This is a genomic window from Mycoplasma sp. 4423, assembly GCF_054353855.1.
In genome coordinates this window covers 1-22,044 of sequence record NZ_JBTHHJ010000001.1, presented here as the reverse complement: position 1 = coordinate 22,044, position 22,044 = coordinate 1, and the positions used below count along the sequence as shown (strand labels likewise).

At 27.0% G+C, this 22,044-nt stretch carries 15 protein-coding genes and 1 tRNA gene; 10 read left to right on the top strand and 6 right to left on the bottom strand.

The genetic code is table 4. The features are described 5' to 3' along the window. Positions 1 to 16: 16 nt before the first annotated feature. Entirely contained in the window at positions 17 to 895 is an 879-nt protein-coding gene (locus ACXYRN_RS00080; protein WP_458607199.1) for a DNA-methyltransferase, read from the top strand. A 1-nt stretch (position 896) separates the two neighbouring features. Here ACXYRN_RS00080 and ACXYRN_RS00075 read toward each other — a convergent pair whose 3' ends face one another. Both ACXYRN_RS00075 and ACXYRN_RS00070 read right to left on the bottom strand, forming a co-directional pair. Then, the gene (locus ACXYRN_RS00075; protein WP_458607198.1) at positions 897 to 1,643 is read right to left on the bottom strand and encodes a TaqI family restriction endonuclease; all 747 of its coding nucleotides are present in this window, start codon (positions 1,641 to 1,643) and stop codon (positions 897 to 899) included. A 43-nt stretch (positions 1,644 to 1,686) separates the two neighbouring features. After that, entirely contained in the window at positions 1,687 to 8,298 is a 6,612-nt protein-coding gene (locus tag ACXYRN_RS00070) for a beta-N-acetylglucosaminidase domain-containing protein (RefSeq protein ID WP_458607197.1), read from the bottom strand. 282 nt (positions 8,299 to 8,580) lie between these two features. Here ACXYRN_RS00070 and msrA point away from each other — a divergent pair, with 282 nt between their 5' ends. From msrA to prmC, 3 genes are read left to right on the top strand one after another with little or no spacing between them, the layout of a single operon-like run. Then, positions 8,581 to 9,078 carry a peptide-methionine (S)-S-oxide reductase MsrA gene (gene msrA, locus ACXYRN_RS00065; RefSeq protein ID WP_458607196.1) on the top strand — a complete coding sequence of 166 codons (498 nt, stop codon included), beginning with the start codon at positions 8,581 to 8,583 and terminating at the stop codon, positions 9,076 to 9,078. Between the two features lie 60 nt (positions 9,079 to 9,138). After that, the gene (prfA, locus tag ACXYRN_RS00060) at positions 9,139 to 10,218 is read left to right on the top strand and encodes a peptide chain release factor 1 (protein WP_458607195.1); all 1,080 of its coding nucleotides are present in this window, start codon (positions 9,139 to 9,141) and stop codon (positions 10,216 to 10,218) included. Then, complete coding sequence (gene prmC, locus ACXYRN_RS00055; RefSeq protein ID WP_458607194.1) at positions 10,218 to 10,946, top strand: peptide chain release factor N(5)-glutamine methyltransferase; 729 nt, start codon at positions 10,218 to 10,220, stop codon at positions 10,944 to 10,946. The genes prfA and prmC overlap by 1 nt, the downstream gene beginning before the upstream one ends. A 21-nt stretch (positions 10,947 to 10,967) precedes the next feature. Here prmC and ACXYRN_RS00050 read toward each other — a convergent pair. Further along, positions 10,968 to 11,041 (bottom strand) — tRNA-Trp (locus ACXYRN_RS00050). Between the two features lie 9 nt (positions 11,042 to 11,050). Further along, positions 11,051 to 12,151, bottom strand: a complete 1,101-nt coding sequence (gene ychF, locus ACXYRN_RS00045; RefSeq protein ID WP_458598089.1) for a redox-regulated ATPase YchF — start codon at positions 12,149 to 12,151, stop codon at positions 11,051 to 11,053. A gap of 101 nt (positions 12,152 to 12,252) precedes the next feature. Here ychF and ACXYRN_RS00040 point away from each other — a divergent pair, with 101 nt between their 5' ends. From ACXYRN_RS00040 to ACXYRN_RS00025, 4 genes are all read left to right on the top strand, one after another. Next, positions 12,253 to 12,747 carry an MAG0490 family ComEA-like DNA-binding protein gene (locus ACXYRN_RS00040; protein ID WP_458598091.1) on the top strand — a complete coding sequence of 165 codons (495 nt, stop codon included), beginning with the start codon at positions 12,253 to 12,255 and terminating at the stop codon, positions 12,745 to 12,747. A gap of 176 nt (positions 12,748 to 12,923) precedes the next feature. After that, a complete protein-coding gene (locus ACXYRN_RS00035) occupies positions 12,924 to 13,937 on the top strand; it encodes a ComEC/Rec2 family competence protein (RefSeq protein WP_458607193.1) in 1,014 nt (337 codons plus the stop codon). 7 nt (positions 13,938 to 13,944) lie between these two features. Continuing rightward, positions 13,945 to 14,880: a DNA polymerase III subunit delta gene (gene holA, locus ACXYRN_RS00030; protein ID WP_458598095.1), complete on the top strand. Its 936-nt coding sequence runs from the start codon at positions 13,945 to 13,947 to the stop codon at positions 14,878 to 14,880. After that, a complete protein-coding gene (locus ACXYRN_RS00025; RefSeq protein WP_458607192.1) occupies positions 14,840 to 16,093 on the top strand; it encodes a hypothetical protein in 1,254 nt (417 codons plus the stop codon). The genes holA and ACXYRN_RS00025 overlap by 41 nt, the downstream gene beginning before the upstream one ends. Here the strand turns inward: ACXYRN_RS00025 and ACXYRN_RS00020 are convergent. Beyond that, entirely contained in the window at positions 16,086 to 17,012 is a 927-nt protein-coding gene (locus ACXYRN_RS00020; RefSeq protein ID WP_458607191.1) for a nucleotidyltransferase, read from the bottom strand. The genes ACXYRN_RS00025 and ACXYRN_RS00020 overlap by 8 nt on opposite strands. Before the next feature lie 47 nt (positions 17,013 to 17,059). Continuing rightward, the gene (locus ACXYRN_RS00015) at positions 17,060 to 18,247 is read right to left on the bottom strand and encodes a phosphopentomutase (RefSeq protein ID WP_435130604.1); all 1,188 of its coding nucleotides are present in this window, start codon (positions 18,245 to 18,247) and stop codon (positions 17,060 to 17,062) included. Between the two features lie 708 nt (positions 18,248 to 18,955). Between ACXYRN_RS00015 and ACXYRN_RS00010 the strand changes: the two genes are divergently transcribed. Then, positions 18,956 to 20,968, top strand: coding sequence for a S8 family serine peptidase (locus tag ACXYRN_RS00010; protein ID WP_458607190.1), 2,013 nt, complete (start codon positions 18,956 to 18,958; stop codon positions 20,966 to 20,968). Position 20,969: 1 nt separating this feature from the next. Beyond that, complete coding sequence (locus tag ACXYRN_RS00005; protein ID WP_435130601.1) at positions 20,970 to 21,734, top strand: hypothetical protein; 765 nt, start codon at positions 20,970 to 20,972, stop codon at positions 21,732 to 21,734. Positions 21,735 to 22,044: the final 310 nt, after the last annotated feature.

Below are 22,044 nucleotides of genomic sequence, written 5' to 3'. Positions count from 1 at the left end.
TCCAAAGAAAGTAAATATGCACAAAATTTATGAATTTAATAATCGAATTATAAATAAAGATTGTTTAGATGGTTTAAAAAATATCCCAGATGAATCAGCTGACATAATTATTATTGATCCACCATATAATATAGGTAAAGACTTTGGTAATAATAAAGATTCAATGGATATTAATGAATATATCACTTGAGCAAAGCAGTGATTTAGTGAGTGTTATCGAATATTAAAGCCAAATGGTTTAGGTTATATTTATGGTTTTAGCGAAATATTAGCACATATTTCAACACAAATAGATCTAAAAAAGCAACGATGACTAATTTGACATTATACTAACAAAGTTACTCCAGGTTTAAAATTTTGACAGCGTTCACATGAAAGTATAATTTGTTTTTGAAAAGATAAACCTCACTTTAATACTGATGATGTTCGCGTTCCATATACAGAAAATTTTATAAAAAACTCTGCTGGTAAAAAGCGAACTTCAACTAAGTGTCGTTTTAACAGTGATTCAAATTATCAATCCTATTACACCCCACATGAAAAAGGAGCATTACCTAAGGATGTTTTTGAAATATCCACTTTAGCAGGCGGAAAAGCGTTGCAAGAGCGTTATTTTTACTGTAAAACACATAATATTTTTTGCAATCCGAAGCAACGTAGAAGCCATGATGAATGTGATATTATTATCCATCCTACTCAAAAACCTATGGATTTAACTCGTAAATTAATTATGGCATCAAGACCAAAAGATCGTAAATTTAATGTTTTAATTCCGTTTTGTGGTTCAGGTAGCGAATGTTATGTTACCAAAGAAATGGGTGGAAATTATTTATCATTTGAAATAAATCCTGATTATATAAAACTTGCTGAAAATATTGTAAATTTAATTAAATAAACTAAATATACAATATTTGAACTTTATTATCAATCAAATCTTTAATTTCTTGAAAATATTTAAGTGTAAAAATTACAAATCCGTTGCTTAGTTTTTGTAAATACGGACTATCTCCATTTAATCCATACAAATATGCATAATCTTTATAATCACCTTGATTATGTTCTTTGGTTTTCTTTACATACTTACATTTTTCAACTTGTTCATCAGTTATCACAGTATAATAAATATCAATAACTTTATTAACAATGCTTTGTTTTCTTACTAATGAAATCCTGTTTCTGATTTCTTTTCTACCTGTTTCCTTTTTAATTTGTATCCCGATTTTGACACCTTTATAATCTATTAGAATATCGATACCGTTTCGATCTAAGTCACTTGATTGAAATACATTTTCTTTACCAAAAACTCTTTGACAACAATAACCTGCTTGAATTTGTGTAATAATTGATGCTCAGGTTCGATATATCCTTGCTTCTATACCTTTAAATAAACAACATTCGCATAATCCAATATGATTTTTATTGAAATTTAGAATTTTTGCTTTCATATCGTCGGTTAAATAATAATTTAAATATCAATCATCAAAATCAAGAAAATTATTATTATTTCAATAAACTTGATATATAGCATCAAGTGCTTGGATTTCTTTTGGCATATCTGCTTCCATAATTTTGATATTTTTATATCTACTGCGATATAAATCTAAGTTTATCGATTCTAGAAATTCATTGAATGCATTATCCATATTGTTATTTTAACACAAAAATAAGCATCCATAGATGCTTATTTTATTTACGTTTTTTCTTTATAAAATAGTATGTTAACCCACTAATGATACCTAAACTTAAAATTCCTACTATAACTCCTACAGCTATTTTTCAACCATTAGATGATTTGATTTGTTGTTTAGGTTTCTCTGCTGGTTTTTCAGTTGGTATAGGATTTTCAGGTGTATTAGGTTTAGATCCTTGATTTTTGTTAATTTCATCAATTTTCTTTTGAACTTCATCTTTTAATGCATTAACATCATTAATGTTATTTTTAACTTGCTCATGTTTATTAAGATATGCTACTTGCAGATTATCAGGAAGTTTTTTGATTAATGCATCAACATCTGAATTTGCTTGATCTAATTGCTCCTTAGTTTTTTCATCTTTTGCTTGTTGTGCTTGCTTTTCATCATTAATTTCTTTATCTATTAAAGTTTTTAGTGAATCTAGCTGTTGCTTAGTAGTAGCAGCATCAATTTGACCGATGAATTGAGCTTTCTTGGTTGAATCTAAGATTTGATTTGCAATTCCTTTGATATTTTCTTTATATATATCAAAGTCTGCTTGTGCTTTTGCTTCTGCTTTTATTTGTGCATCTGCTGTAAGATAGATTTTTTGTAAATCAATGATATTATCTGCATCTGACATTTGGTTAGTTAAATCAGATTTTATCTTTAAGTCTTTTATTTTATCAATTAAGGCTTTTGTTTTATTTCTTTGATCTTGTAATTTTTTAGTCTCTTGCGCATTATATAGATCATTAATTTGTTTTAAAATTTCACTTAATTTAACAGCTGTTAAATCGGAAGCGTTAATTTTGTTTGCAAAATCTTGTTTATCATCTAATTTTTCTAATTGAGCTAGAGCATATTTTTTTGCATCATTTAAATTAGATGGATTAATTTTCAGCATATCTTGTGCATTTGTTATCTGACTTTGTGCATCATTGATTTGTTTTTCAGTAATTCTTTGAACATCGATTAGATTATTTTTAATTTGATTAAAAACTCGACTGTAATCAGCATATGAATCTGTTGTATAGATATTGTTGGTATTAGGAATTTGTGTTTTGGTAAGAAGTTGATATTTTGAAATCAAATGATTTCTTTGCTCAATTGCTTTATTAGTAGTTGTTTTCAACGATGCTAAAGCTTCATCAATTTGGTCAGAAGTAGCATCAGGGTTACTTATTACCACACTCTGTTGATTAATTAAATCAGCAATATTTTTAGATAAGCTAGGAAAGCGAAGTTGATATTTATCTGTAAATCCATAAGCATCATTTTCTAAATACTCATTATATGCTAGTAATTTAGCACCTTTGACTGATGCTACTAAGGATTTGTATGCATGGATATATGCATCATTAAGTTTTTTTAACTCAACTGCAGATGGATTAGTTTTTCTTAACTCTGCTTTTAATGCATCTGATTTCTCTTTTAACAAATTATAAGAAGATTCAGTATATTCTAACTTATTAATAGTATCGAAATTTTTGATGTTAAGTTGTGCTATTTGTTGTTGAACATCAGAAACAACCAGTGATTCTTTTGCTTTTTGATATGCTTGTTTTAGTGATGTTACAGTAGAATCGGTCAAATCATTTGTATTTTTCAGTGCTGCTTTAATATCATCAATAGCATTTTGATATTTACTGTATGAATCAAGAGTATAAACAACATTATCAGTGTTTTCTAATACAGAATTTAAAATATCTTGTAATTGTTGTTGTTTAGTTGTTTTAGTTAAAGCAGAAGATTTAGCATTTTCTAGTCTGGTTTTAATATCATCAATAGTTTTTTGTGTTAAGAGTTCATCATCCTTAATTGCTTCTTGAGCAATAGCCTTAATTGCATCATAATTTGTCTTTGATTCGTTTGTTCAATTGTTATAAGTTGATTCAATGTTTTCTTGAACTAAGGTTTTTAAAGTATTTTTATCAGTCTCAGCAGTTTGGATAATATCATAGCCTATTAACTCAGTAATTTTTGGCTTAGGTTTACTTGCATCTCAATCAATTTCTACTGATATAATTGCTTTATTTGTTTGATGTGGTAGTTTGAATGCAACAATATTTGTAAATAATTTACCTACCAACTTCTTTTCTACTGCATTTGTAGATGTATCAAGAATATTTACATAAACTGATGCATATGAATCTCCATCTGAAACAACCCTTAAATTACGGTTATCAAAATAACCTTTTTCGATGTACCAAATTAACTTACCAGAAGCATTTTTAGGTTCATAATATGTATTTAAATTTGAATCTAATGTATTAGCAGGTTTGGTATCTTTTGAAATTTCTGAGTAATTTTCTCCTCCAAACCTTGGATCGTTATCGGCAGAGATATAGACACCTTTGTTAACTAAAATTTCATTAATTGTTAATGCTGTATTTGCTGGATAATCTTTGGTTATCTTTAGTTTTATATATCTAGCTTTTGTAGAGATATCATCTTTTCCTCAATATTTAGCATTTGGATATTTTGGATCTTCTGTTCCTGCTTGCACATTTGCTAAGTTATTAGTTGAATCGGTAGTATCATTGATACTAAAAAGCGATGTTCAATGAGCAGATGTTTCATTAGTTGCCGATGCTAAAACTTCTATATTTCTTGGATAATTTGAAGTTGATTTACTTGCATAAATCCGTAAAGATTTTAAATCAATTTGTTGACCTAAATCATAGATAATTTCATTATCTTTTTTAGGTGTTGATGTAAAGCTAACTGAAGTGTTAATGTCACCATCGAAAGCATAATTTGAATTTCTTGTATCAGTGTTGTTATGATTGTTTGCTATGGTTGAAGAAACTAAATATCCAAATGTTTTAACATCTATAATATGAACTTGTAAGTTTTTAAAAGCAACTGATAAATTAGTATCCGAATTGCCTGTCTTTTTGTTTATTAATCTCACAAATTGCATTCTTACTGGAGCGCTAAGTGTATTTTCAACATCTGTTCATTGATATCCGTCTGATGAATATTGTAGTTTTAGATTTGTATCTGGATTTGTTATATCTTTTGTTATTGAATCTACATTATATACATCACCTAAATCAATACCGATGAATTTGTCCTTTGCAACAGTGATATTCGAGGCTGCATCGGGGTTATTTTGGTTAAATAATTTAAATGTATTATCAATTTTATCTGTAACAAGATTTGGATTTTGGATATCGGTAAATAAGTATTTATTTGATGGCTGTGGTTTTTCAACAAATGATACATCGTGTAATTTTCATCAAGTTTGCAAATTATCTTTTGATTTAATTCTGATTCCAGTTATAATACCCCACGAATCGGGGATATTGATATTTTGATCATTTTTTGCATCAGTGATATTTTGAACATCTGAATCAATAGGTAAGTTATTTCTTTTTGCTTGAATAACGATATTATGTACTTTATCAGCATTCTCTTGCAAAATCCTTAAGGATGCAACTTGCATCGGACGGTTGAAATCAATATCAACATAATCACTATTTTGCACATTTCCATTATCAGAATGTGACAGTCATGCGAAACTTTGATCATTTACATCCAAAACATGGTTTAAGTTATAATCTTGATAAACTTTCATGTTTGAAGAAATACGATATTTTTGCTTACTGGTATAATTTGGTCCATACACCGAAATATCCGCTAATCTTCATCATACATGTTGTTGTGCTGCGACCTTAAATCTAAAATCCTTAGCATTGGCATAACCTGAAATATATTGAATTTGTTGATTATTAAGATGAAATGCTCCAAATTGTTTTCATTGCTTATTTGAGTCTGTTTCATTTTCATCCTTATATTCTACAATAAAATCATTTAATGCATCAGCAGGTTTTGATCAAGCTTGTTCTACTCGGATTGATGTAACAAGTTGCTTGCTTGGTAAACTGAATCCTAGTGTGTCACCGACGAAAACAGTATCATTTTGACCGTTTTTAGCATTAGAATATCATCCTTCTGTTGATAATTTATTATCAGTTAAATAAGCAGGTCCACTATGTGCATCAGGTTGATAAGCATCTTTTGATTGCATAGTAGTATTTGCTGGATTAAATTGTAGCCCGTTATATGCAATATCACTTGCAGCTACATCTGGATTAGCACGAAATTCTAATAAACGTAAATTTTTATTATTTCTTGGTGCTTCTTCTGTATCATATAGTCTTATTGCAATTACATTATATATAGTATTAAAACTTATATCTTTACCTGTTGATTCATTATCAGAATAATTTATTGATGTTTGATTTGGAACATCTACTCATTGGTCACTGTTATTTATTTGATATTGTAATTTAGACGTTAAAAAGTGATTTCCTTCTGCCCCTACAAATTTAACAAAAACAGAATGTAGCGAAATAGGATGATTAAATCTTGCTCCAAATCAATCACCTGCTTTGATGCCAGCACTAGCGTCGTTAGATTGAGTATAAATAAGTTGTGTTGTATTATCTTTATTAAAAACAACTGATGGATCGATGTTTCCTTGTTTACCTTTCATTTCAGTGATAAAAGTACTGGTAAAACTGCTAGGTTGCAATGTTTGATTATTAATTTTATTTAAGGTTCAATCAATTAATTTTTGTGCAAGTGGTTGGATGTATTGTGAACCAGGAATAGCATTTAACTGATTACCTAAGTAATCGAAACTATGTTTTTTAGATGCATCGATCAAATTTTTACCTACATTAGCAAATTCAATAAAGTTATCTGGCTCACCATTTTTATAACTTTTTAACCCATTTAATAACATAGTAATTCCAGCAGATAATTCTTTAAAAGAATCAAGTCATGGTTTCATTTGAGCAATTAACTGTGGATTTAAAGTAGAAGATGAAAAGATTTTTAAAGAGTTTGAAATTGTATTAAATGCATCGATTAATGAATTGATATCTGAATCAGTAAATGAATCATTAGATAATTTGTTTTGCAGTGTTGTAATTATATCCTTGATATTTTGTGATTCTTGTAGTTGTGGGGGAGATAAATTACTCTGATCTTGATGAATCATATGTTTTGCAATTTCTCTAAATGCAATTGAAACTGCGTTATCAAATTCGGAATTATTTAGTACATGTTTAAAGGAGTTTTCTCAGATTTTATCTGCTTCTGCATCGGATTTTCAAACTTTTCAAGCATAGTTTGCTCCACCAAAAATAGCAACTTTTGATGGTTGTTCTTGTTGCATCGGATTTAGCAGTAATCCTGAAAACTTAGAAGCATCCACATCTGGTTTTAAAAAGTTTTTGTATCCACCTAAAATCAGTTTGGTTTTGGCTTGATCACTAACTGGTCAATTTATCCATAATAATGGTGGATTCACCATATTTGCAGTTGTTTTTGAATCTGTATTTTGAGTTTGTATTTGATTTGATAATGTTTGATCATATTTTTTTAATCAATCATTATTTACGGTTCCGAAAATTGCCCCTGAAGTCATAACAACTGATACTTCTGGTGGAAAACTTGCAAAATATTTTTGACCATCACCCATATACTCATCAACTACATAAGGTATGGTTAGAACTAAATCAGGATAATCTTTTTTAAGTTCTTTTAATCAAGAAACTAAATCTTCCAGAAATTTCTTTTGTTGATTTTCAGATTGGGTTTCAGCATTTTGATCATTACCTGATTTAAATGGTTTACCAAAATCATCACCTAACACCCCGATTTGACGAACACCTGCATCGATAACTTGCTTAAATTTCGCTTTCAATACTTTCAAATCGCTATCATAGTTTGCAATAGTCATTCTGCTATCTGAAAATGGATGTAAGGTATAAATAAACCTTACTTTGGTTTGATTACCAAGTTTTGCAAGCGGTTTGATCAAACGATCAAGTTCATCTTGTGTATATAACTCTCTTCATTTGATGCGATGTTTTGGATCATCTTTTGGAGAATACATATATGCATTAAGTTTATAGTAACTTCCTCACTTCATATAATCTTGGCGATCTTGTAAACTCCAAGGATTTCCATAATATCCTTCAACAACTCCGTGAGTTTTAACATCTGCTCAATCTTTGATTTCAAAACTTGCAATTTTGTTCCCATCAAGTTGTTTAAAGATATGTCACAAGGTGGTTGCTCCATAAAAAGCAGCATCGGAATTTTTAGCCATAACTGTTATATAATCAGTTTCTTGTCCGTCGATATCAACTTTTTTAGAATCCAATTGATATGAATCGATTTTAGTATTTAAACTATCATCTAAATTGATTCCTATTTCTTTAACTTTTTTATCAACTAAATCATCTGTGCTATCACCTTTGATTCCGACTAAAATATTAGTTTTACCTGCTATAAACCTGCGTGTTGCTTTATAATGCAGTTTTTTTAGTTTTAATACTTCATCAAAACGTGCAATTGTTGCATCATCAATTCCTTCTTCAAAAATGATATTTACATCATTTGTGATTAAAAAGTCTTTATCTTTTTGATATTGTGATTGTTGTACACCTGGAAAAATTTGATAAAGAGAATCGTTATTTGTGTTATCAACTGATTTAGAACTATCTTTATTAGTTGCTGGTTGTGAATCAGTTGCTGAAATACTTGCTAGTAATCCAACTGCTGATGCAGATACTAGCAAGGTTTTGAGTTTTTTTAAATTCATATAAACCTCTATTATGTTTTAAAAGGTATATAAATATATTTCTTCCTATATACAAGTGGTTTTAGTGAAAGCACAACCTATATATATATATATATATACGGAGCAATTATAACAAACAAGGAATCAACATCATAATAGATGAAAAAATTTTACATTGTTTTGTTTTATTGTACAAGATAAACCAAAAATTTGAAAATTTTTTTTATTTTCATAACAAAGAAAGAAATAAATGAAATTTATTTATTAAAGAATTTATATATAATTTTATACAGAAAGGAAATTATGAACAAAGAAGTATATTTAGCTGGTGGTTGCTTTTGAGGAGTAGAAGCATTCTTCCAAAAAGTCAAAGGTGTTTTAAGCACAAGTGTTCATTATATTAATGGTGGTAGCGAAGGTGTTTCATATCGACAAGTATGTAATGGTTCATCGCATGCTGAAGCTGTAAAAATTATTTATGATGCAGATGTTTTAACACCTAATGATATTTTTAAACTATTTTTATTAATTATTAATCCTTATTCATTAAACAAACAAGGAAATGACCGTGGCGTACAATACCGTGTTGGGATATATACTAATGAAACTGCACTAAGAGCTGAATTTGAAAAGCTAAATCAAGCATTTAAAGAAACTGAAGGTAAAGATAATTATATTGAGATTTTACCTGTTAGTGATGATACAAAGGCAGAAGAATACCATCAAAATTACTTAAACAAAAATCCATTTGGATATTGTCATATCAACTTAGATGGTGTTCCAGCGAAATATCGTAAATAAATTTACCAAAGCGAACACTTTGGTTCTTTTATATTTAAATTATGATAAAATAAAAATACTATGGAACAAACAATGTATAAATCACTTTATCAAATCAAGGAAAAATATCAAGAACTTGAAAAGTCGCTTGAAAAACCTGAAATTATTTCGGATATAAAAAAATATAACAAAATCAGCAAAGAAATTAATTCAATTAAAGATATTGTTATAGTTTTTAACAAATACCTTGATGCTCAAGAAAATCATACACAAGCAAAAGAAATGTTATCAATAGAAAAAGATGAAGAAATTTTGGCATTTGCTAAACTTGAAATTCAAACAACCGAAGAATTAATGAACAAATTAACTGAAGAATTAAAAATTTTAATTCTTCCACAGGATGAAAATGATAACAGAGATGTAATAGTTGAAATTCGTGGAGCAGCTGGGGGCGATGAAGCAAATATTTTTGCAGGTGATTTATACCGTATGTATTCAAAATGATGTACACAAAATAATATGAAAATTACATTATTAGATTCAATTGGAGCTGAAGCAGGTGGTTTTACATTAGTTACCTTTGCTGTGAAAGGAAAAAAACCTTATTCTAAATTAAAATTTGAATCAGGAGTACACCGTGTGCAAAGAATTCCTGTAACCGAAGCAAAAGGACGTGTTCATACATCTACAGCTACTGTTACAGTAATGCCAGAAATTGATGATGATGTAGAAATAGAAGTGAAAACCGAAGATATCCGTGTTGATGTGTTCCGTTCAAGTGGTAATGGTGGTCAATCAGTTAATACAACTGATTCAGCAGTTAGAATTACACACTTTCCAAGTGGAATTGTAGTATCTTGTCAAGAAGGAAAATCACAAATCCAAAATAAAGAGATTGCAATGCGAATTTTAAAATCTAAACTTTATGATTTGGAAATTCAAAAAAAGCATGCCGAAGAATCAGCATTTAGAAAACTTGCTGGTTCAGGAGCGCGTGCTGAAAAAATACGAACTTATAACTACCCACAAGATCGTGTTACTGACCATCGCATCAGTTATTCAACATCCTTAGCGCCTATTATGGAAGGTAGGTTGAATGCGATTATTGATGCATTATTAGCAGAAGAACAAAATGAAAAAATAAAAGAAGCAGGGATCTAATGTCAACAAAAGCAGATTTATTGCTTGAAAAAAGAAGATATGGTTTGGATCAAAACATATCTTCTTTTGAAGAACAACAACTTATGAAAGGTATGCCAGTTCAAAAAATAATCGGATATATTGAAATGGCTGATGTAAAAATTGATCTGAGATATAATGTTTTAATACCTAGATATGAAACCGAAGAATTAATTTTATATGTGAAAAAGATGTATCCTAAAAATGCTAAATTAAGAATTTTAGATTTATGCTGTGGTTCAGGTTTTATCGGACTAGCATTAAAAAAATATTTTGTTAATTCAGAAGTAATTTTATCTGATATTTCTGATGAAGCAATTATGCAAAGTAACTTAAATAAGAAGATAAATAATTTAGAAGTCAAGATTATCAATTGCGACTTATTTGATAGCATCACAGGTAAATTCGATGTTATCGTAAGTAATCCACCTTATTTATCAACAAACGAAAAACTTGATAAATCAGTTCTTAATTTTGAACCACATAATGCTTTATTTGCTGATAATAATGGTTTATATTTTTATCAGCAAATTATTAAAAAAGCTGATAAATATTTAAAAAATGAAGCAAAAATATTTTTTGAAATCAACCCGTTACATTTAAACTGATGAAATCATCAAAAATGAAAATATGACATCAAAATTATTAATGATATTGCTAATAAACCAAGAATTGTGGAATTTGCATATAAAAAACCTAGCAACAACTAGGTTTTTTTGATCATTTTGATATGGCAGGGGTTAAAGGAATCGAACCCTTATCATCAGTTTTGGAGACTGCTATAATACCATTATACAAAACCCCCATAAAGAAGTTACTTACCAAATTTAAAGTGACAAACATCACCATCTTGCATTATATATGATTTTCCTTCCGATCTCATTTTTCCAGCATTCTTAGCACCTAATTCACCTTGATAATTTATATAATCATTATAAGAAATTACTTCTGCTTTAATAAATTTTTTTTCAAAATCACTATGAATTACTCCGGCACATTTAGGAGCATTTCATCCTTTATGAAACACTCAAGCCCTTGCTTCTAATTCTCCGGCTGTAAAATAAGTTTGTAAATTTAATAAATCGAATGCATGTTTGGTAAGTAAATCTAATCCACTAGTTTTTATTCTATAAAGTGATAAAAATTCTTGTTTTTCATTTTCATCTTCGATTTCGGTTAATTCTGATTCAACTTTTACCGAAATCGGTAAAAGTTTTTCATAATCTTTTAAAGATTTTTTTAGTTTCACATAAACTGCATCATTATTATAATCCAAAAATTGTTCTGATGATAAATTAGCAACATAAATAATTGGTTTATAAGTTAATAGATGATACCCTTTAATAAATTTACTTTCATATTCATCTAAGTCAACTTCCCTAGCAGGTATTTCAGATTCGAGTGCTTTTTTTATTTTCATTGCGGCATTTTGCTCGATAATAGCATCTTTGTCCCCTGATTTAGCTTTCTTTGCAACACGGTTTAACACATTATTAATTGTTTCTAAATCAGCTAAAATTAATTCAATATTAATTATTTCTTTATCGCGAACTGGATCAACTGAATTAGAAACATGCATAATATTTTTATCTAAAAAACAACGAACCACATGAATAATTGCATCTACTTCACGAATGTTAGCTAAAAACTTATTTCCCAATCCTTCACCTTTTGAAGCACCTTGGACTAATCCGGCAATATCAACAAAATCAAAAGTTGCTCATACTATTCTTTTTGGATTAACTAAATTAGCTATATTTTTTAATCTTACATCGATTAAAGGAACCGATGAAATATTAGGCTCAATAGTTGTAAATGCATAATTGCTTGCTTCAACATGTTTTTTAGTTATCGCACTAAACAATGTGCTTTTTCCAACATTTGGAAGTCCGACAATACCTGCTTTTAATGACATAAATCTCCTTGTTCTTTATATTTTACTAAATTTCAAGTTCTTAAAAAGTTCTTTTTTTGTTCTTTTTGCTTTCTTTTTTTAAAATAATCTATATATAAAATATGAAAGCAAAAATTTTTAAATATATAATAAGCATAATTTTGATAGCAGCTACACTTGGTACACTTAGTTATTTTACTTTTTTTGCTACACCACAGCAAAATACAGTAAAAAAAGAAATGATAAAAAGATATATCTTAAAAGGTGCAGTAAAACAAACAGGGATTCACGAAAGTTCTAGTCCACTAACATATCGGCAGTTATTCTTTATTACAAAACTATTACCAGATGGAGATGTATCTGCATTTAAATTAGATGATTTAGCAATTGAAAATAAAGAAATATATGTTCCGTTTAAAAACCATCAACTTAATTGAGAAGATTTGCATTCAATCAATCAATTAACAAGTTATGGGATAAGTAAATCATATGCACAAAAGATAATTGATTATAAAGAAAGTAAAGGATACATAATAACTTGAGACGAGCTTTCAAAAATTTCTGGTATTGGCCAGAAAACAATTGAAAAATTAAGAACTTTCTTGATTCTAGAATAGCATCATTTAATGCATTTTTGGTTTTAACATTCTTTTATCTTGTTTTATCATCATTTAGTATTTTGATTTTACTTTTTTGGATAATTATTTCACTAATTCAGATTTATATTTTTAGAAAATACTTAATTCGGCTGCTTATTTTCATAGTAATTTTATCTGTAATTTTATTATCTAAAATGCTTATATATAGATATTTTTATGCATCAGGTGTAAATAACACATTCCAAGTAATTGGTGTTTATAAAAGCTATATAGCAATACGAAATTTTTGAAATTTAAAGTATTATATTTCAAATTATAATGATAATTATTCAATTTATCAATTTATCAATGTGCAAGGAAACATTGCTGAAACAAGTTATAAAAAAATCCTATCAACAAATATTTCACCTGCTACAAACTGAGATTTTCGCTACTATATTTTTAATTTTTACTCAAAATTTGATGGTTACCAGCAAACCTTGATCCCAATGACATTTGGATATACATATAAAACATCATCGTTAATTGATAATGCATCAAAAATTGGTATTATGCATCTGCTTATTATTAGTGGACTACATTTTGGGATAATTGATAAAATATTAAAGAAAATAACAAAAAGAAAATGAATTGGAATTTTTGTTATAGGAATTTATTGATTTTTGTGTAACTGAAGTTTTTCAACTAACCGTGCTTTTGTTTTTAAAATACTCCCTAGAAATAAAAAATATTTCAAGGATAAGTCTGATAAATATCTTTTTACTGCATTTATATGTATTGCTTTAAACAATCAAATTAATTTATCTGTTGGATTATTTATCACCTTTATTTTAACTTATCTACTACTTTTTACAAAAAAGTTAACTAGAATTAAAACAAAAATTATTACTTCATTAGCATTATGATTTATATCAATTTTGTTCATAATTTATATGAATAAAAATATAAATTTGCTTTCTTTTTTAATCATACCTATTTTTGCTATATTATATGAGATAATTTTAATAGTATCGTTAGTTTTATTTTGATTTCCTTTTGCATCTTTTTTAGTTATATACAGTGTAAACTCAATTATTTCAATGATGCTATATTTTGTAGTAAATATCAAAATTGAATTTTTATATGTTAAAGAAATTATGGTAGTTTTAATTTATGTTTGCTCTATTTTAATGATGTATCTTTATAAAAAGTGGCATTATCAGTTATAATATTATTATGTATTTTATAATAGGTGATGAAGAGTTTTTTATAAATCGCGAAATTAATAAAATTAAGGAAAAATTTTTAGATGAAAATATCTTTACTTATCGTGAAAATTATAATTTACTTGAAATTTTAGATGAAATTTCAAGTGAAAATTTGTTTGAGCAACCTAAACTATTTATCGTTTATAATCTTAATCTATTAACTGCTACAAAAATTTCAGAAAAAGACAATGAAATAATCGAATATTTTAAAAAAGTATTTATGCAACAGAACAAAAATACTTTGATTTTAGTATTAAATCAAGTTAAATATACAAGAAATAATTTAACAGATTTTATTTTGAACACTTTTAAGGTTATAGAACTACATAAAATAAATAAGTATGAAATAAGAACACAGATAGGTAATTTTATTCGTTCTAAGGGAACAAAAATATCACAAAGCGACTTAATTTACTTGCTTGAAAAATTACCAGAAAACTTATTTATCATCCAAAATGAAGTTGAGAAAATGACTTCATATACCGATAATTTAACTAAGGATATTATTGACGATTTTATATCAGACTATAAGTTAAACAACCAATTTGCTTTTATAAATTCGATAGAAAGTAAAGATGTAGGTAAAATTTATCAAAAATACCTTGAACGCAGTAGTGAAGGTGATAATGAAATAACTTTAATGTCACAGATTTTTAGTATTTTTTCACTTGCAGATAGGGTTTATAATCTCAAAGAACTTGAATATACTGATTATGATATAATGCAACAAACAAAATTGCAAGATTGAAGATATAAGAAGATTTTGCAAGTTATAAAATTATACGGGATTAAAAAGATTCATTATATTTTAATAAACCTTGCTGAGTTAGATATCCAACTAAAAAGTTCGGAGGTTCCAAGTAATGTATTATTCGAGACATTCTTGATCACAAACTTCACATAATTTTGATAATAAGCACTTTGTATTTTTAGATGGTGAAGTAATAACAAAAAGTAACTATCAAAAAAACCAAGAATATTATGATTCGGTGTTCTTTCACCTTAAAAACACATCTAAATCATTAACAAAATTTATTGTTGTTATTCCTGATATATATTTATATTTTTTCAATGAAGAATTTATGTATATTGAAAAAAGTTCAAAATATACACTTGAAAATAAAAAAGAAAAAGAAAGAAAATTGAAATTATTACAAAATTTTCTTTCTTTGATTTCGCAATTTAAAAATATTTCAATTGCTTATGAGTTGAACTTTAGTAATATTTTGGTTATTGCAAATGCAATTAACCGAAACGAAAACATTCTTGATGATTCAGAAGATAGTCAAACAATACAAAAAACGCTAACATCGACACAGAATGTTATATATGAAGATATGTTAGTAACAAAAAACCTAGATTTAAGTAAATTTGATCCTAGCAAAAATGAATTAAGAGATAACTTAATTTTAATTACTAAGAAATATTCCGAAGTATTCAACAATGATGATTTAATGCTAAAAAACATATCATCTAAGATAAATAAAATTAATAAAAAAGACAAAGAAGAAATAACTAATTACTTAAAAAAAACATTATATGCATTTAAAAGTTTATATAATCGATCAATATATATCCATGAAGAAAACGAAAGTAATTTGTCTATTTTTGAAACATTTCAAGTTTTTGATGATTACCTATATGATTTTAAGATTTCATCGAACTACAATAATACATTTAAAGCAATTATAAAAACTTTTAAATCAAAATACACTACTATCTTTGATTTAAAAAAGTTTATGGTTTTTGAAAAATCAGGATATTTTTATTTAATAGATAAAATAAAACTTTTAGTTAAATTATATTGCTTGATTCCTAATAATATTGGATTTATTTTAAGACATTTAACATCAAATGATAATTCTATAAAACCATTGTCACAAGTTAATTATTATCAAATTTTAACTTCATATTTTATTAATCAATGTGAACAAAAAACTTTTTATTTTCATTATCCAATAGCAAAAATTGTAAAAATCACAGTTTTTAATAATCTGTTTATTCCATATATCTATAATTTTAAAATAACTGTTGATTCAATTAAGAAAACTATGATTTTTAACACAAATGATATTCCTTATAAAAATATCAATGCATATTCTATTAAAATTAAATAACGAATTTCTTAATTTTAAGAAGAACATATAAATATGTTCTTTTTATTCTACTTGCAGTATATCTTTTGCTCACACATGCTTGGATAAAACTTTGATAATCTGATTGTTCAATATGTTTTTTAAAAAGATTTTCAATTCCTTCAGTTACCATATGAAATTGAGCTATTTTGGATGCTGATAGTTTTCTTACAATCTTTTGAAATTTTGGATAAGTATTTTCTATAAGAAATTTCGGCTTGATTTTATTTATATCAAAAGGAGAAAATGGCTTTATACTTTGATTTTCTTTTAGCATTGCTCTTAATTTTGTCGCACTAGCAAAATTATTACTTATTTGTTCGCTATGAAATCCGATGGTACGTTTTAAGCAAATAGGGATAATTTTAAAATTATTATTTATTATAGTTTTAACATACTCTAAACCTAGAATATCATTAGGTTGATTAATTTCAAATCCACTTAATTTGCTTAATGCTAAATTTGTTGCTCTCGGAAAACTATTACCTTTTTGTTTTAGGTATTTTTTAACAAGTTGGTTATATTTTTCTTGATTATTCTTAATTATTTGAGCAACATTGATAAAAGTGTTTATATCATCTGTTTCAGAACCAAAAACAAGATAATCAATATTTGCTTTATTAAGCAACTTAATGGCTTCTGAAGCAAAAATATGTGCAGCTTGTGCTGAGATTTTGTTATTTATTTTAATAACTTTATAAATTCCATATTTTTTAGCCATTTTTTTTCTTTGATAAAAAGGTAAGCAAATTATTTCACCTCGTTGTGAATATTTATACGACATCGCTATGATTATTTTTGCATTAGGAAATTTTTCTTTAATTCAATTAATTTGATAAATATGTCCATTATGCATCGGATTATATTCAACTACAATTCCTACTTTAATTTGCTTATTCATATTTAAATTATAATCATTTTTAAAAATACAGCAATACTGCTGTATTTTTAAACTAACTCATCAAAGATATCATCTCCGGTTTCAGTGACTATATCAACATCGAAATTACGTGCTACAATGTTTCCTAATGTTCCTAAACCGTTAAAGTTAGTTAAAACCTTTGGAGATTTAAATGACTTAGAGAAAATAGTTGCTGGCAGTAATTCCCGGGTATGGTTAAATCCTGGATAGGTTGGATCATTTCCATGATCAGAAGTTATAATCAATAAATCATCTTCACGCATTACATTGATTAACTTAGCAAGTTTTGTATCTAAATTAGCTATATTTTGTGCATATCCATGCACATTACGACGGTGTCCAAAATGCGAATCAAATTGTACAAGATTAGTGAAAATAAATTGATTTTCACCGTCTTTTGTCGCTAAATCAATTGTAATATCCATCCCATTTGCATCACCTTCGGATGGAAAGTGCTTAGAAATTCCACTGCCTACAAATATATCATTAATTTTACCAACTGAAATAACTTCAATACCTTTGTTATATAAACTATTTAAAATAGTATAACCTGGTGCATTAGCATAATCATGTCGGTTAAAAGTTCTTTCAAAACTACCAAAATCACCTATATAAGGACGACATATAATTCTACCAACATTTCATTCAGATTTTGATGAGCAAATTTCACGTGCTGCTTTAGCATAACGATATAAGTTATCTAAACCAGTTCAAGCTTCATGAGCACAAATTTGTAATACCGAATCCATTGATGTATATACTATAATAGCACCACGTTCTTTTTCTTCGTGGGCTAATTCATTAATGATTTCGGTTCCAGAAGCAGCTTTGTTTCCTACAATTGGTCTTCCATCAAAAGCCTTTGATAACTCATCAATTAATTCTTGTGGGAATCCATTTTCAGTAAATGTAGGAAACGGAGTATTAGTTTTAACCCCCATCATTTCTCAATGTCCAGCTAGTGTATCTTTTGCATTTGAAACTTCTTGAACTTTAGCCATATATGCAAGTGGCTTACGAACATAATAATTTCCGTTAAGATTAGCAATATTACCGATACCTAATTTTTTTCAAGTATCAATTTGAAATTCTTCAACCATTGAAGCAGATCGAATAGTGTTTGCGCCAGCATCACCGAATTTAATTTGATCTTTATCCGGACCAATTCCTAAACCGTCTGTTACAATCATAAAAATACGTCTAAATTTTGCCATAATTGCTCCTGTATTTATATTTTAATATTAATTATATTTTACTCCTTTTTTAGCAGAATAAAATAACTGATAAATTACTAATATTGTAAGTTATCATATTTTATGTTTAAATTCTTGTGTATTCTAACCTAAATAAACATTTTTTCTAATAATTTTTTCTTAATATTTTTAAGAATAGTTAACTTACGCTTGAAGATTAAAAAATTAGTAAGAAAAAAATACCTTAAAATTCTGTTTACCCCTATAAACAATAGGTAAACAGAATTTTCACCATCAAAACGGGAAATACAGGAAAAACACATAAACAAGAAAGTATAAAACTAACAGATTTAACTTTGTATCGTTGCAGCAAATAGCTGTGGCGATTTTGATTTAAATTTGTTTATATTTTTATTAAGTATTAATCATCTCATATTATACTCATTAATACCAAATATTTGTTCATAAGTTATTTTTATATAACCTACATGACTTAAACATTTAGATTTTAAGTTTGAAAATCAGTAATTGATTTCACAAATGTCTAAAATTTTTTAATTTTTTATCTTAATTCTTGTTAAACTTCCTTTTCATAGATTTTGCACATTTTCTAAATTTTTTAATATATTTTAAATTATTTTTTCTAATTTCACCTTTTTTTATGTAGAATAAGAATGTTAAGAAATTGAAGAAAAATTTATTTATTACTTAAACATAAAAGGAGTAAATATGAAAAAGCAAATTAAAAAAATATTTTTATTTAGTAGTATTTTAACTACATCAGTTGCTAGTATACCAGCATTAACAACTACAAATGTGTTAAAAAATCAAGAAAAACCTTGATATTTAGGATATCAAAATAATAAATTAGAAGTTCGTATAAACAAAAACGGACAACTATTTAATTCTGTGAGGAATGTACCTGTAAACAATAATTATGAATTAAAACTTTTATTAAATTATGATGCAGAAAATTCAGTTATGGATGAAAAATGAACTGTCCAAAAAAATAATAAATTCATAGAAAACATTAAAAAATCAAATTTATATTTCAAAAGCTATCAAACAAGCTCGATGATGCCGATCGTTTGATTCTATTTTGATAATGAAAATCAAAGAAAAGAATTTGTCAAAAGTATTATAGAAAAAAAAGAAATTTATAAAGGTATTGTATTTCCAAACGAAATACAAAATATTCAATTATCTAATACAACGAATTCACGCAAGCAAAAAGTTCTTGATTGAGATATTTACTATGATAGGGATATTACAATCGATAACACAAAAGATTTAGAAATAGTAAATTTTAAGAAGCAAATAGAAAGAGAGAATAGAAGATATTACAATAACTTAGGGAATGTTGGAGTTTTAGAAGTAATAGGGAGATTGGATGAAACTAAACTACAAAATTTTAATAGATTTGGTATTGAGATAAACGAAACTCCAGATTTTGCAATTACCCATCATGCAAATGAAGTTTCAAATATAACAGCTGGGGAAAAAGGATATGATAGATATTCTAAACTTGTCTTTTCTGCCTTTATAGAAGATTCTGAATGACAAAAAGGTATTGAATGAATGGTTAAAGATAAAAAGGTTAGGGTTATAAACCATAGCTACGGTTATACAATTGATGATGCACATCCAATATATAATGAAAAAAACCTATTTTTAGATTATATATCTAGAAAATATGGAGTTGTAAATATATTTTCATCAGGTAACGGTAACAATAAAAAAGAAAAAGAAAACGAATGATTAAATGGATATAAACTTTCCCTTAATAATTTAGTTGTAGGAGCTCTTGATTTTAGTAATTGAGCACAAAAACCTACCGAAACGATAGCAAAATATTCTAATTATTTATTACCTAAAAGTTTTACATCCACTTCTAAACCTAATGTGGTTGCTCCAGGATATTTATATAAAAGATGGCATAAAAATAGTAAAGGTGAGTGAAATTACTTAGATACACAAGGTACAAGCTTTGCATCTCCTGTTGTTACAGGTTTAGTTTCAACATTATTAAGAGAAAGAGATTTCTTAGACAAAGACAAAATTAGATTACAATCTATAAAATCGATTATAGGTGCTTCATCAAGAACCCCAAAAGTAAATAATCTCAATTATAAAGCGAATGGATATACAGAAAAATATGGTTCTGGTATTGTAGATTTTGAAAATATGTTAGAAGCAGCCGATAATTTAGTAACTAAAGAAGTTTCGAAATCCGATAATGATTTTGTTTTGTTTACTAGAGAATTCTATGTTCAAAAAGATAAAAAAATCAAGGGAGCAAGTTCTTGATTGTTCAATTCAGGTTTATTAAAAGAACATGAAAATTTACCTACATATAATGCAAATGTAAATTGATGATGGTTTTTAGGAGTTTTAGGTGGTGTTATAGCTAATTCTGTTGAGGGATCAAGGTTAGCAAAAGAAAAAGCAGAATGAAAAAATACTCATATTAATGAAGAAAGATTGAATCTAAAAACAATAAATCAAAAACAAAATGATAAACTATTTTCTGATTATGATTTATATTTAGAAAAAAAAGATAGTTCTGGAAAATGAACTGTTGTAAAAAGCATCATATCAAGTGACTCTAACGATGAAATACTTGAGTATGTAACTCCTGAATCAGGTATATATCGATTAAAAGTTAAAAAATATTCTGATGTTTTATTTGATAATTCAATCAATGATAGTTTAGCATTAACATATACCATACAGGAAAAATAATATGAAGAATTTTATAAAAAAATGAATTTTTCCTTTTTCTGCATTAACATCATTGGTTGTTGCTAGTTGTACAAATAACACAAACAATAATAAAGAATATGATGAATACGATTTAAAAAGATTTTATGTATATGTAGATGAATATCAAAGACTAAATGATATTAAGAAAATTAAAGAAAATTACTTTTATTATTTGTGAGAAAATAACAAAGAAAATAACGGGATGTTTCAACCCTTATTCAAAGACAAATATGTATTTATTAAATCAGTAGATGAACTCAATAAATTATTTTTAGATAAATTTAATTTAAATTATGTTAAGAAATATTATCAAACATTTAAAGACAAAGTTAATTTTGACATAAATACTTTAACAGAAGAAAAACTAAAACAAATTAACAAAGAAGAGTTTCAAAATATTTATTTAAACAACGAAGATATTAATGAATTCTTCAAGAGTAAGAATTTGTTAATGTATGAAACAAGAAACCAGAATTCTCAGATTTCACAATATAATTTAGTCCCAGATTACATAAATGACGACACAGAAAATTTACATTTTTGACTTATTAATTTAGAACAAATAGGTGTTAAATATATGGCTGAAGAAAGTTCGCGAAAAAGTCGTATAACTATGAATGTAAAATACATTGATAAATCTAAAACCATAACCGCTAATATAAACCCTAGTAATCAGCAGGTAAAAGACCTTTATGAATATTTACCTAAAGAAATAAGTTTTGTATTTCCTATGTCTAAAACATAAAACCACAAAAACAGGATGTTGGTGTGATATTGTACCAACATCCTGTTTGTTATCATTATATTGCTTTCGGAAAGGAAGTAATATCCCTAGCACTATTTATAATTTAGATACAGGTGAAATAATTAAAAGATAATAAGCAAGTAACAACTTAGTTGTTATAAAATTAAACACTACATCAGAGGGTTTGTGATGTAGTGTTTTGTTTAAACAAACATTTTATCTAACATTGTCTTTTTGATATTCTCTAAAGCAGTTAACTTACGCTGATGAAGTGAAAGGAAGGAGTCTAAGGAAGTGAAAAGATGAGAGA